The organism is Microbacterium tenebrionis, assembly GCF_020682665.1.
GTDB lineage: Bacteria > Actinomycetota > Actinomycetes > Actinomycetales > Microbacteriaceae > Microbacterium > Microbacterium tenebrionis.
The window spans coordinates 518816-531629 of the sequence record NZ_JAGTTM010000001.1 but is presented as its reverse complement, the minus strand read 5'-3'; the positions used below and the strand labels follow the sequence as shown (position 1 = coordinate 531629).

Annotated in this window: 12 protein-coding genes and 1 pseudogene; 8 read left to right on the top strand and 5 right to left on the bottom strand. The window is 65.8% G+C overall.

The features are described from left to right. Positions 1-14: 14 nt before the first annotated feature. From gyrB to dnaA, 5 genes are all read right to left on the bottom strand, one after another. Positions 15-2060, bottom strand: coding sequence for a DNA topoisomerase (ATP-hydrolyzing) subunit B (gene gyrB, locus KEC56_RS02665; protein WP_227529697.1), 2046 nt, complete (start codon positions 2058-2060; stop codon positions 15-17). Positions 2061-2179: 119 nt separating this feature from the next. After that, entirely contained in the window at positions 2180-2665 is a 486-nt protein-coding gene (locus KEC56_RS02660; protein ID WP_175987848.1) for a DciA family protein, read from the bottom strand. Beyond that, positions 2662-3849 (bottom strand): DNA replication/repair protein RecF, encoded by a 1188-nt coding sequence (gene recF / locus KEC56_RS02655; protein WP_227529696.1) that lies wholly within the window; start codon positions 3847-3849, stop codon positions 2662-2664. The genes KEC56_RS02660 and recF overlap by 4 nt, the downstream gene beginning before the upstream one ends. A gap of 57 nt (positions 3850-3906) precedes the next feature. Continuing rightward, positions 3907-5049: a DNA polymerase III subunit beta gene (gene dnaN, locus KEC56_RS02650; RefSeq protein WP_227529695.1), complete on the bottom strand. Its 1143-nt coding sequence runs from the start codon at positions 5047-5049 to the stop codon at positions 3907-3909. 435 nt (positions 5050-5484) lie between these two features. After that, a complete protein-coding gene (gene dnaA, locus KEC56_RS02645) occupies positions 5485-6876 on the bottom strand; it encodes a chromosomal replication initiator protein DnaA (RefSeq protein WP_175987842.1) in 1392 nt (463 codons plus the stop codon). Between the two features lie 326 nt (positions 6877-7202). Between dnaA and rpmH the strand changes: the two genes are divergently transcribed. From rpmH to KEC56_RS02605, 8 genes and pseudogenes are all read left to right on the top strand, one after another. After that, positions 7203-7340 (top strand): 50S ribosomal protein L34, encoded by a 138-nt coding sequence (rpmH, locus tag KEC56_RS02640; RefSeq protein ID WP_005054680.1) that lies wholly within the window; start codon positions 7203-7205, stop codon positions 7338-7340. Between the two features lie 19 nt (positions 7341-7359). Then, positions 7360-7710 carry a ribonuclease P protein component gene (rnpA, locus tag KEC56_RS02635; protein WP_227529694.1) on the top strand — a complete coding sequence of 117 codons (351 nt, stop codon included), beginning with the start codon at positions 7360-7362 and terminating at the stop codon, positions 7708-7710. Continuing rightward, on the top strand, positions 7707-8057 hold the full coding sequence (gene yidD, locus KEC56_RS02630) for a membrane protein insertion efficiency factor YidD (protein ID WP_175987838.1): 351 nt from the start codon (positions 7707-7709) through the stop codon (positions 8055-8057). Before rnpA ends, yidD begins: the two co-directional genes overlap by 4 nt. A gap of 3 nt (positions 8058-8060) precedes the next feature. Then, positions 8061-9128, top strand: coding sequence for a membrane protein insertase YidC (gene yidC / locus KEC56_RS02625; RefSeq protein ID WP_227529693.1), 1068 nt, complete (start codon positions 8061-8063; stop codon positions 9126-9128). After that, positions 9128-9622, top strand: a complete 495-nt coding sequence (locus KEC56_RS02620) for a Jag family protein (protein ID WP_227529692.1) — start codon at positions 9128-9130, stop codon at positions 9620-9622. The genes yidC and KEC56_RS02620 overlap by 1 nt, the downstream gene beginning before the upstream one ends. Before the next feature lie 33 nt (positions 9623-9655). Beyond that, a pseudogene (rsmG, locus tag KEC56_RS02615) lies at positions 9656-10275 on the top strand (16S rRNA (guanine(527)-N(7))-methyltransferase RsmG). A gap of 595 nt (positions 10276-10870) precedes the next feature. Beyond that, positions 10871-11800 carry a ParA family protein gene (locus tag KEC56_RS02610; protein ID WP_227529691.1) on the top strand — a complete coding sequence of 310 codons (930 nt, stop codon included), beginning with the start codon at positions 10871-10873 and terminating at the stop codon, positions 11798-11800. After that, positions 11800-12774: a ParB/RepB/Spo0J family partition protein gene (locus KEC56_RS02605; RefSeq protein ID WP_227529690.1), complete on the top strand. Its 975-nt coding sequence runs from the start codon at positions 11800-11802 to the stop codon at positions 12772-12774. Before KEC56_RS02610 ends, KEC56_RS02605 begins: the two co-directional genes overlap by 1 nt. Positions 12775-12814: the final 40 nt, after the last annotated feature.

Sequence of the window (12814 nt, the reverse complement as noted above, 5' to 3'; positions counted from 1 at the left end):
CAGCGCCGTCGGCGTCAGATGTCGAGGAAGCGGACGTCCTTGGCGTTGCGCTGGATGAACGTGCGTCGCGATTCGACGTCCTCACCCATGAGCACGCTGAAGATCTCGTCCGCGCTGGCGGCGTCCTCGATGGTCACCTGGCGGAGAGTCCGCGTGGTGTGGTCCATCGTGGTCTCCCACAGCTCCTTGGCGTTCATCTCGCCCAGACCCTTGTAGCGCTGCACGCCGTTGTCCTTCGGGATGCGCTTGCCGTTGTCGAGACCGTGCTTGAGCAGCGCGTCGCGCTCGGCATCGGAGTACACGTACTCGTGCGGCTGGTTCGACCACTTCAGCCGGTACAGCGGCGGCATCGCGAGGTACACGAAACCGGCTTCGATGAGTCCGCGCATGTAGCGGAACAGCAGGGTCAGCAGCAGCGTCGTGATGTGCTGGCCGTCGACGTCGGCATCCGCCATCAGGACGATCTTGTGATAGCGGGCCTTCTCGATGTCGAAGTCCTCGCCGATGCCCGTGCCGAAGGCCTGGATCATCGCCTGGACCTCTTTGTTGGCGAGGGCCTTGTCGAGGCGGGCGCGCTCGACGTTGAGGATCTTGCCGCGCAGCGCCAGGATCGCCTGGGTGTGCGGGTCGCGGCCTTGCACGGCCGAGCCGCCGGCGGAGTCTCCCTCGACGAGGAAGATCTCGCTGATGGACGGATCCTTGCTCGTGCAGTCCTTGAGCTTGTCGGGCATGGCGGCCGATTCGAAAACGCTCTTGCGGCGCGCGGTCTCGCGCGCCTTGCGGGCCGCAAGGCGCGCGGTCGCGGCGTCGATCGCCTTGCGGACGACATTCTTCGCCTGCCCCGGGTTGCGCTCGAACCAGTCGCCGAGCTGATCCCCGACGACCTTCTGCACGAAGGCCTTCGCCTCGGTGTTGCCGAGTTTGGTCTTGGTCTGACCCTCGAACTGCGGCTCTCCGAGCTTGATCGAGATGACCGCGGTGAGCCCCTCGCGGACGTCGTCGCCGGAGAGGTTGTCGTCCTTCTCCTTGAGGAGGTTGTTCGCGCGGGCGTATCGGTTGACGAGCGTCGTGAGCGCTGCGCGGAAGCCCTCTTCGTGGGTTCCGCCCTCGTGCGTGTTGATCGTGTTCGCGTACGTGTAGACGTTCTCGGAGTACCCGGTCGTCCACTGCATCGCGATCTCCAGCGAGATCTTGCGCTCGGTGTCCTCGGCGTCGAAGTCGATGATCTCCTCGGTGACGACCTCGGCGTGACGCACCTTGTTCAGGTACTCGACGTAGTCGACGAGGCCGCGCTCGTAGAGGAAGACATCCTCGCGCTGCTTCGTGACGGTCTGCCCGTCCTCTTCGATCTCGTAGGTCGCGCCCTCGCGCTCATCGCGCAGCTCGATGCGCAGACCCTTGTTGAGGAAGGCCATCTGCTGGAAGCGGGTGCGCAGCACGTCGTATTCGAACTCGACGGACTCGGTGAAGATCTCGGGGTCCGGCCAGAAGGTGATGTCGGTGCCGGTCGCGTCGGTCGGCTCGCCCTTCTCGAGCTTCTGCTGCGGCACACCGCCGTCGGCGAAGCTGTGGTGCCAGGCGAAGCCCTTCTGCCTGACCGTGACGTCGAAACGGGTCGACAGCGCGTTCACGACGGACGAGCCGACGCCGTGCAGACCGCCGGAGACGGCGTAGGCGCCGCCGCCGAACTTTCCGCCGGCGTGGAGGATCGTGAGCACGACCTCGACAGTCGACTTGTTCGGGTCGGAGGAGTGCGGGTCGGTCGGGATGCCGCGGCCGTTGTCGACGACACGGACGCCGCCGTCGGCGAGCAGCGTCACGAGGATCGTGTCGGCGTAGCCGGCGAGCGCCTCGTCGACCGAGTTGTCGACGATCTCGTAGACGAGGTGGTGGAGGCCGCGCGGACCGGTGGACCCGATGTACATGCCGGGGCGCTTGCGCACGGCCTCGAGGCCTTCGAGGATCTGAATCTGGTCGGCACCGTAATCGGAGGACGGCGGCGTGGCCGCACTGGGTGCGGTTGTGGATTCAGGCTCGTCAGCAGGATTTTCAGGCGTCATCAGAGGGCGTTCTCCACATCGATATCTCGAATGCCCAGTCTACCCTCATCAGACCCGCTTCATCGCGCTGAACGGCCGTGTGTGGCCCTGAAATCGATCCGGACCCCTTCTGTGGTGTCCTACCCGTAGGTATCGCGCGGACCCCGCCCTGGGACGGCTCTGGGCCCCCATTTCCAAGAAGGGACGTCCGGACCGATGAAGCGGAGGTTCTCGACACCCGCCTGCGGATAGCGTCGTCCGATCTCGGTGAGAATGGTCGCGCGCATGAACTGCAGGTTCTTCGCCCAGGCCGTCGAATCGCACTTCACGGTCAGCATCCCGTTCGAAAGCGACACAGGTTCGGAGTGCTTCGCGGTGTCGGCGCCGGCGAGATCCGCCCACTGCCGGACGAGGTCCTCACGGGCCAGCGTGATGTCCCATCCGGACTCGCGGCTGAGCTTGTCGAGCACGGCACCGAGGGCTCCCGGATCACGACCGGGGGTGAACGGCGCGTTCTCGTCGTCGTCGCGGATGCGGCGCTTGCGCTTCCAGCTCTTCGAGCTGGGCTGGAGACCGCGCAGCCGGAGGTAGGTCGCGACGGTCTCTGGGGTGTCGGCATCCGTCACGGCGTCTCCTCCCCGTCATCCGTCGTGCGCTCGTCGCTCGTGCGGTCGTCGCTGATCGTACCCGCATGGATGCGGACGACGTGCCGGTGCAGGGGTTCGGGGATGTCTTCCTCGACCGCGGCTGTGACGATGACCTGCTCGTACCCGGCCGTGAGGCTCGCCAGGCGCTGACGCCGATCCGCGTCGAGCTCGGCGAAGACGTCGTCGAGGATGAGCACCGGGTCGCCGGCGGGGGACTCGGCCCTCAGCAGCTCGGCGGATGCCAGACGCAGCGCCAGCGCGACCGACCACGACTCGCCGTGCGACGCGTACCCCTTCACGGGAAGACCGCGGACCCGCAGCAGCAGATCGTCGCGGTGCGGCCCGACGAGGGTGAGCCCCCGGTCGAGCTCCTGCGTGCGCTTCGCCTGCAGCGCGGCGCGGAACTGATCCGCCAGTGCGCCGCGCGAATCGGATGCCTCGACCTCGCCCTCCTCCGGGTCGCCGCCGCGCACGGACAGTGCCCATTCGAGCTCGGGACTGTGGTCGGCCCCGGCGATCGCCGTGTAGGCATCCGCCAGCGGCTGCTGCAGATCGGATGCCAGACGCATCCGTGCCTCGATGATCTCGGAGCCGAGCGCGACGAGCTTGTCGTCCCACACGTCGAGCGTCGTGAGCGCGTCGCCGCGGATGCCGCGGGCGCGAGCCGACTTCAACAGCGCCGTGCGCTGCTTGAGCACCCGGTCGTAGTCGCCGAGAACCGCCGCCATGCGCGGAGTGCGCTGGATGAGCAGCTGGTCGGCGAAGCGCCTCCGCGACGACGGGTCGCCGCGGACGATCTGCAGGTCTTCTGGGGCGAACAGCACGACATGCGCGTAGCGGGGGAGTTCGCTCGTCTTCGACGGCGAGCCGTTGATTCGCGCTTTGTTCGACCCCTGCCGGTTGATCTGCACCTCGGTGAGGACCCGGCGCTCGCCGACCGAGAGCCGCGCACGGATGACGGCGAAATCCTGCCCGTCGCGGACCATCGGGGCATCCGCCGAAACGCGATGCGAACCGAGCGTCGCGAGGAAGACGACCGCCTCGGCGAGATTCGTCTTGCCCTGGCCGTTGCGGCCGACGAGGACGTTGGGCCCGCGGAGAAGAGTGAGATCGGCGGTCGCGTAATTGCGGAAGTCGACCAGATTCAGGTGCTCCACGATCACGGGTTCAGCCTACTTCGGGGGTGGGACAGGGGAATCGTCCCTGATCCTCTCGAACGGTCAGCGGAGGAGGAGGTTGGGCTGCAGCAAGTACTTGAACGAGTCCGAACCCGCCTGGTCGACCGACGTCTGGCTCGTGATCAGGACGGGGCTGAGCTTGTTCGCGTTGTCGCTCGAGGTGAACGTGACGCGGACGAACTCGCTCTTGACCGCGCCGAGTGCCTCGGTCAGGTACTGCGGGTTCAGGCCGAGCGTCACATCGTCGCCGCCGGAGAGGTGCGCATCGACCGACTCGGATGCGCGGGCCTGCTCGCTTCCCGAGGCATCCATCGTCACGCTGTCGGAGCTGAACGTGAACCGCAGCGGAGCCGCACGGTCGAGCACGAGCGAGACGCGGCGCACGGCCTCGATGAGATCCGCGGTGTTCACGACCGCGTAGTGCTCGGTCTGCTCGGGGAACAGCCGGCGGACGGGCGGGAAGTTGCCCTTGATCAGCAGCGAGGTCACGGTCTTGTTGCCGGCGGTGAAAGCGATGATCTCGCGGTCGCCGGTGCCGGAGAACGCGACCTGGATCGTTCCGGCGTGACCGAACGTCTTGCCGACCTCGGTCAGAGTGCGGGCGGGGACGAGCGCGGTCTGTTCGGACGCCTCGCCGTCCCAGGGGACATCGCGCAGCGACACGCGGTAGCGGTCGGTGGCGACCAGGCTGAGGCTCTGGCCCGAGACCTCGAGCTGCACGCCGGTGAGGACGGGGGTCACGTCATCGCGGGATGCCGCGAAGCCGACCTGCGCGATCGCGGTGCCGAAGTCGTCGGCCGGGACGACACCGGACGAACCGGAGACTTCGGGGATCGACGGGTACTCCTCGACGGGCATCGCAGCGAGGGTGAAGCGGGCGGATCCGCACGTCACGGCGATGCCGCCGTCGTCCTCGACGGCGATGTCGATCGGTGCGTTCGGTAGGCGGCTGGCGATGTCGGAGAGCAGACGGCCGTGGACGAGGATCGTGCCGGGCGTCTCGATGCTCGCCTCGATGGTCGTGCGAGCGGATGCTTCGTAGTCGAACGCCGAGAGGGTCAGTCCGCCGTCACCGGCTTCGATGAGCACACCGGCCAGGATCGGCTGAGGATTGCGCTGCGGGAGCAGCTTGACCACGAACGACACTGCTTCGCTGAAGACATCACGGCCTACCTGAAACCTCACGGGCTCTCCCTCGTCGTGAATGACATGACCTGAGCGGCGTGACCCACCTCAGGGGTTCCCATCGTAGCCGCAGAGCGCACATGCGCCATACGGCCCGTTTCCGCACACCCGACCGCGCTTCGAGGTGATGGGATGCCGTCTTCAGAGGAATGAGTTCTTAACGGTGTTAACAGCTGTGGATACTGTGGATAAGTCGGTGGATATCAGCATTCCGTAGGGAACTACACGGGTGTGACATGTGGAATCGGTGAGGAATCCGCGTGAATACGGCGGTGGCGCAGCATCCGCTTCTGACCGAGTTATCCACAGTATGCCGGGATCCGCACACATCCGTCCCGAACGCGGACCGCATTCATCCACAAGTTATCCACATGTGCAGAGCGGCATTTAAAGGGATGCCGATGCCCGCTGTCAACCCTTCGACGGGCTCAGGGATCAGCGACGGCCGAGCTGCGTGGTGATCTCGGTGACCTGGTTGTAGATCGAGCGGCGCTCCTTCATGAGGTCGCTGATCTTCTTGTACGCGTACATCACAGTCGTGTGATCTCGGTTGCCGAACAGCTGCCCGATCTTCGGGAGGGAGAGGTTGGTCCGCTCGCGGCACAGATACATGGCGATCTGGCGTGCCGTCGCGATCTGCTGCGACCGGCTTGAGCCGTACAGGTCGTCGACCGTGAGCTTGAAGTACTGCGCGGTGGCCGTGATGATGTCGGTCGGCGAGATGATGTTGTCCTCGGCCGTGTCGACGATGTCGCGCAGCACGGTCTGGGCGAGGGAGATGTCCAGCGGCGAGCGGTTCAGGCTCGCGAAGGCCGACACCCGGATGAGGGCGCCCTCGAGCTCGCGGATGTTCGACGAGACGATCGTCGCGATGTACTCGAGCACCTCGTCGGGGATGTGCAGCGCCTCGCTCTGCGCCTTCTTGCGGAGGATCGCGATGCGCGTCTCGAGGTCGGGGGCCTGCACGTCGGTGATCAGGCCCCACTCGAAGCGGCTGCGCATGCGGTCCTCGAAGCCGGTGAGGTGCTTGGGCGCGACATCGCTGGTGATCACGATCTGCTTGTTGTGATCGTGGAGCGTGTTGAACGTGTGGAAGAAGGTCTCCTGCGTCTCGGCACGGCCCTGCAGGAACTGGATGTCGTCGATGAGAAGGATGTCGACGTCGCGGTAGCGGGCCTGGAATGCGGAGCCCCGGTTGTTGGCGATCGAGTTGATGAAATCGTTCGTGAACTCCTCGCTCGAGACGTACCGGACCTTGACCCCGGTGTACAGCGACTGCGCATAGTCGCCGATCGCGTGCAGGAGGTGCGTCTTGCCCAGCCCGGAGTCGCCGTAGATGAACAGCGGGTTGTACGCCTTCGCCGGCGCCTCTGCGACCGCGACCGCTGCGGCGTGGGCGAACCGGTTGGACTGGCCGATGACGAAGTTGTCGAACGTGTACTTCGGATTCAGGCGCGACTCGTGGCGCATCTGCGTCGGCAGCTCGACAGGCAGGTCGGTGCGCGGCGCCTCGGGCCGGCCGAAGTCGGCGACCGCGATCGGCGCGGTCGGTTGCTCGGCGAGCTCATGGTTCACGACCACGCGGAAGGAGGTGACCTCTTCCCCGATGCGGGCGAGCCCCTCCATGAGCGGGACACGGAGCCGCTTGTTGATCTGCGCCGCTGTGAGATCGTTCGGGACGTCGAGGTAGAGCGTGCCGCTCATGACCCCGGCGGGGACTGCGAGACTCAGGAAGCCCTGGAGCTGCGGGGTGACGCGATCATCCTGATCGAGCAGGTCCAGCACCTGCGCCCAGATCGGAACGTCAGGCTGGGCGGGTGTCGACATGGTGCTCCGGGCGGTGGGTCGAGGAGGGCCGGACGATTCTCGCCCCGGCACCCCCTGTGGATAACTTCGGATGCCACGGTAGTCATCCCGGCCGCACGGGGCAACCTGCCTGTGGAGAACCCAGGTGTGTGCTTGCCTCGACAGGCCTCGCACTTGTGGATAATTGACGAACGACACGGGGTTCGTGCCGGGTGCTCAGCGCGGGGAATTTGCTCTCTGCGCCGCCAGGACGTAACCTTAATCGGTTGACTTATGCCCGGATCCGGGCAGTTTCCCCAATGTCTCCGGTCGTACTCATCCGGTGACGCCATTCCCGGAGTGATTCCATGAGCAAGCGTACGTTCCAGCCCAACAACCGTCGTCGCGCCAAGAAGCACGGCTTCCGCGCCCGCATGCGCACCCGCGCCGGCCGCAGCATCCTGTCGGCACGCCGCGCGAAGGGCCGCACCGAGCTCTCGGCGTAAGCCCTCGGCCCGAACCGCTGTGCTCGCCCGTCCGTTCCGACTGACGCGAGGCACTGACTACAGGTCAGTCGTCCGTCGCGGTGTCCGGTGCGGGGGCGGCCGAGTCGTCACCTCGATGCTGACGACCGGCGAAGCGCGCGAACCCCGGTTCGGGTTCATCATCAGCAAGCAGGTGGGTACCGCTGTGATCCGTAACACCGTGCGCCGACGGCTCAAAGCCGTGTGCGCGGACGCGATCGTAGACGTCCCTCAGGGCACGGATGTCGTCATCCGTGCCCTTCCTGCATCTGCGACAGCGACGTTCGCCGAGCTCCAGGCCGACGTGACGCGGTGCCTGGCCCGGCTGAGTCGTCCGGCGGCGAGGTCATGAGCGCCCTGCCGTCCTACGCGATGGGCGCAGGACATCTGCATGCCCGTGACCTCGGGCGCAGCATCCCCCTCATTCCCCGCAATCTCGTGCTCGGATTCCTCACCGCCTATCGCGCCGTGATCTCGCCCATCTACGGGGACGTGTGCGCGTACTACCCGTCGTGCTCGGCTTACGCTGTAGGAGCGGTGCAGCAGCACGGTGCGATCAAGGGAGCAGCGCTCTCGGCCTGGCGCATCCTGCGGTGCAACCCCTGGAGCAAAGGCGGCGTCGACGACGTGCGCCCTCACGACCATTTCCGACACGACCTGACCGCACGAGGTTTCGTCGTACCCTCCCGAAAGGACTGAACAGTGGGTCTTGACCTTCTGCTCGCCTCTGCGACACCCGCCGCTGGCGACACCGGTGGCGGCTTCGACCTCCTCGGCACGATCCTGTGGCCGCTGAAGTGGGCCGTCGAGCTCATCCTCGTGGCCTGGCACTGGCTGTTCACGGCCGTGGGCCTGCCGGCGGCATCCGGCATCACCTGGATCCTGTCGATCGTCGGCCTCGTCATCGTCGTGCGCGCCTCGGTATTTCCCCTGTTCGTGCGGCAAATCAAGAGCCAGCGCAAGATGATGGAAATCGCTCCTGAGATGAAGAAGATCCAGGAGAAGTACCGCGGCAAGAAGGATCAGCTCTCTCGCGAGGCGATGAGCCGCGAGACCATGGGCCTGTACAAGAAGCACGGCACCTCTCCGATGTCGAGCTGCCTGCCGCTGCTCATCCAGATGCCTATCTTCTTCGCGCTGTTCAGCGTGCTCAACGACGTGTCGAAGCACGCGGATGCCGGCATCGGCGGCGTCGGTCTTCTCAGCGCCGAGCTGACGAAGCAGTTCTACGACGCGACGATCTTCGGTTCTGTCTCGCTGCACGGGACCCTCGGTCAGGCCATCGAGACGCAGAACACCATCGCGATCGTTCTGCTCGTCATCCTCGTCGTGCTCATGATCGGGTCGCAGTTCTTCACCCAGCTGCAGATCATCTCGAAGAACCTGTCGCCCGAGGCCAAGACCGGCCAGGCCTACCAGATGCAGAAGATCATGCTCTACGTGCTGCCGCTGGGCTTCATCTTCTCGGGCGTCTTCTTCCCGCTCGGCGTTGTCGTCTACTGGTTCATCTCGAACCTGTGGACGATGGCCCAGCAGTTCCTCGTGATCCGCGAGATGCCGACCCCCGGTTCCGAGGCGGCCAAGGCCCGCGAAGAGCGTCTTGCTCGCAAGGGCAAGGCGATCGACTCCTCGGGCAAGGTCGTGCCGATGGCCGTCTACGAGGCTGAGCAGAAGCGGATGCTGGACGAGGTCGAGAAGGCCAAGCAGGCCGCTCCCAAGCGCGAGCAGCCGATGAGCAAGAAGCGCGCCAAGAAGAAGGGTTCGAACTGATGGCCGTGGAGAACGTCGCAGAGCGCTCGGAGCCGTCGATCGACGAGCTCGAGCACGAGGGTGATGTCGCCGCCGACTTCATCGAAGGGCTGCTCGACATCGCCGACATCGACGGAGACCTGAACCTCGACGTGCGTCAGGGCCGGGCTTACGTCTCGGTGGAGTCCGAGGACTCGAGCCTGTCGGTTCTCACTGACCCCGATACGGTGCAGGCGCTGCAGGAGATCACCCGCCTCGCCGTGCAGAGCAAGACGGGCGCGTTCTCGCGTCTCATCCTCGACGTCGGCGGATCGCGGGATGCGCGTCGTCGTCAGCTCGAGAAGCTGGTGGACGCCGCAGTCGCGAAGCTCGACGAGGGTGCATCGCAGGCGTCACTGCCGTCGATGTCGAGCTATGAGCGCAAGCTTGTGCACGACATCGTGGCCGACCGGAACCTCGTCTCAGAGTCGTACGGCGAGGGCGCGGACCGTCACACGGTCATCCGCCGGCGCTGATGTTTCACGTGAAACATCGCAGAGGATGCTGAGATGACTGTCGAGGTTGAGCCCGACGTCGCTGTGTCACTGTTCGGTGATCGTATCGAGGTGGCACGAGCCTTCACAACGAACCTCGCTGCGCAGGGGGAGGAGCGCGGACTGATCGGTCCGCTGGACTCCCGCGGCTGTGGACCCGACATGTGCTGAACAGTGCCATCGCCGCACCGCTCTTCCACGGTTCGGCTGCGGACGTCGGTTCCGGCGCCGGACTGCCCGGCCTCGTGCTGGCGATCGTCCGGCCGGATGTGTCGTGGACCCTGATCGAGCCCATGGAGCGTCGCGTCGCATGGCTGTCGGAGCAGGTGTCGGAGCTGGGCCTCTCGAATGCGACGGTGCTCCGATCTCGTGCGGAGGACGTGCCGGCGGGGCAGTTCGACGTGGTCACCGCTCGTGCCGTCAGTGCACTGCGCACTCTGTTGCCCTGGACTGCCCCACTGGTGCGCGACGGCGGCGAGCTCGTACTGCTCAAGGGTCAGAATGCGGAGGCCGAGATCGATGCCGCCGCCAAGCCGCTGAAGAAGTTCAAGGTGTCTGACGTTCGGGTCGAGGTTCTGGGTGAGGGAGTGCTCGCCGAGACGACTCGCGTCGTGCGGGGGACCGTTCGGGGCTGAGCCTGAATGGGCCGGTGTTTCACGTGAAACATCGTGGTCCACTGGGATCGTTTCGACGCGGTCGCGCCTCGCTCAACCCGCTTCGACTTGCTGCGCTCACTCAACGACCCGATAAGCAACAACCTCTCCTCTCGTTCCGTTGATCGTCGGGACGCTGCTTGCGGGTCGTTGAGCGGAGGGCGGAGCCAGTCGTTGAAGCTGTCTGGGTAGAGGATGTTTCACGTGAAACATCGACACCTGCTGCTGGCAAGGTTTCGGCTCGGCTGCGCCTCGCTCAACGACCCGCGATACACGCGACGAAGAGCCGTGCGGCGCGTTGATCGGACCGGAGCCCGGACGGTGCGGCGCTGCGATCAACGCGCCTCCTCTCTTCGCTCGCTCAACGACGCGATGGGAACTCTGGGGGGCGACACTTGCGGGTCGTTGAGGGAGCGGCCACAGGGCGAAGGCGAAACGGGGTGAGCGGAGGGCGAGGCCCGGAGTCGAAGCCGCACCAGCACGTCATGTTTCACGTGAAACATGACCGCGGATGCCCTGCGACTTCGGCGGATGCAGAACGGCAAGTAGAGTGGAACGCGGCCATCGAGAGGAGTGGATGTTTCACGTGAAACAGTCCGAAAAGACATCGCCGAACGAGGCTTTCGGGGTGGATACGCCCCTGGCACGCGAAATCGCCGACCTGAGCGCCCGCCGACGCAATCTGGAGGACGTGGATCTCCACTTCACCGGCTCGACCCGCGTCCTCACCGTGTCGAACCAGAAGGGCGGCGTCGGCAAGACGACCACCGCCGTCAACATCGCATCCGCGCTGGCATCCTTCGGTGCGAAGGTCCTCGTGATCGACCTGGATCCGCAAGGAAACGCATCCACGGCCCTCGGGGTTCCGCACAACGCCGAGACCGCGAGCATCTATGACGTCCTCATCGACGACGTTCCGCTCGCCGACGTGGTTCAATCGAGCCCGGAGTCCGAGACGTTGTTCTGCGCGCCCAGCACGATCCACCTCGCCGGCGCCGAAATCGAGCTGGTGTCGCAGGTAGCCCGTGAACACCGACTGCGCCGCGCGCTCGACCAGTACGTCGCCGACAACCCGGTCGATTTCGTCATCATCGACTGCCCGCCGTCGCTCGGTCTTCTCACGATCAACGCCTTCACGGCGGCATCCGAGGTGTTCATCCCCATCCAGTGCGAGTACTACGCGCTCGAAGGGCTCAGCCAACTGCTCGGCAGCATCCAGATGATTCAGAAGCACCTCAACCCCGGGCTTCACCTCTCGACGATCCTGCTCACGATGTACGACGGACGCACCCGTCTCGCGCAGCAGGTGGCCGATGAGGTCCGCAATCACTTCCCGGAGCAGGTGCTGAGCACGGTCATCCCGCGTTCGGTGCGTGTGTCCGAGGCCCCCAGCTTCGGCCAGACGGTCATCGCGTACGACGGGAACTCCGCCGGCGCGATCGCGTACCGCGAGGCCGCTGTCGAGATCGCGTCGAAGAGTCAGACGACGCAGAGCAAGGAGAACTGATGGCGAAGCGTACTGGACTGGGCCGAGGAATCGGAGCCCTCATCCCGACGGCAGATCAGACGACCCAGCGCCCGGTGGACGTGTTCTTCCCCGGTGCGCCGATCCAGGTCGCACCCGAGAAGCCCGATCTGCAGATAGATGACGCTGCTGAGCCGGAGCTGGAATCCGTCCCCGGCATCCACTTGATCCAGGTCGATCCGATGAAGATCGTCCCCAACCCGCGTCAGCCGCGCACGCACTTCGACCCGGAGGACCTGGCCGAGCTCGTCCACAGCGTTCGCGAGTTCGGGGTGCTGCAGCCGGTCATCGTCCGCCGCAACGGCGACGGCGACTACGAGCTCATCATGGGGGAGCGGCGTACCCGTGCCGCACGCGAGGCGGGCCTCGACGCCATTCCGGCGATCGTCCGCGACACCGCCGACGAGGATCTCCTCCGCGACGCACTGCTCGAGAACCTGCACCGTTCCGAGCTGAACCCGCTCGAAGAGGCATCCGCATACCAGCAGCTCCTCGAGGACTTCGGCATCACGCAGGAGGAGCTCGCCACGCGCATCGGCCGCTCCCGCCCGCAGATCAGCAATACGATCCGCCTGCTCCGCCTGCCCGTGCCCGTTCAACAGCGCGTCGCCGCCGGCGTTCTCTCTGCCGGCCACGCGCGCGCCCTGCTCTCCCTCGACGATCCCGAGCAGATGCAGCGGCTCGCCGACAAGGTCGTCAATGAGGACCTCTCCGTCCGCGCGACGGAAGAGGCCGCCAAGGCGCTCCCGGCATCCGGCGCGAAGAAGGTGAAGCCGCAGGCCGGCGCCCGACGGGCGTACCTCGACGAGGTGGCAGGCAACCTCGGCGACCGCCTGAACACGCGCGTCAAGATCACGCTCGGAGCACGAAAAGGCCAGGTCGCGATTGAATTCGCCTCGATCCAGGACCTGAATCGCATCCTCGCCGAACTCGGCGAACAGCAGTACGGATCCTGAACCGCGTCGCGATCCTCCCGCCGTCGCATCCCTCGCGCTC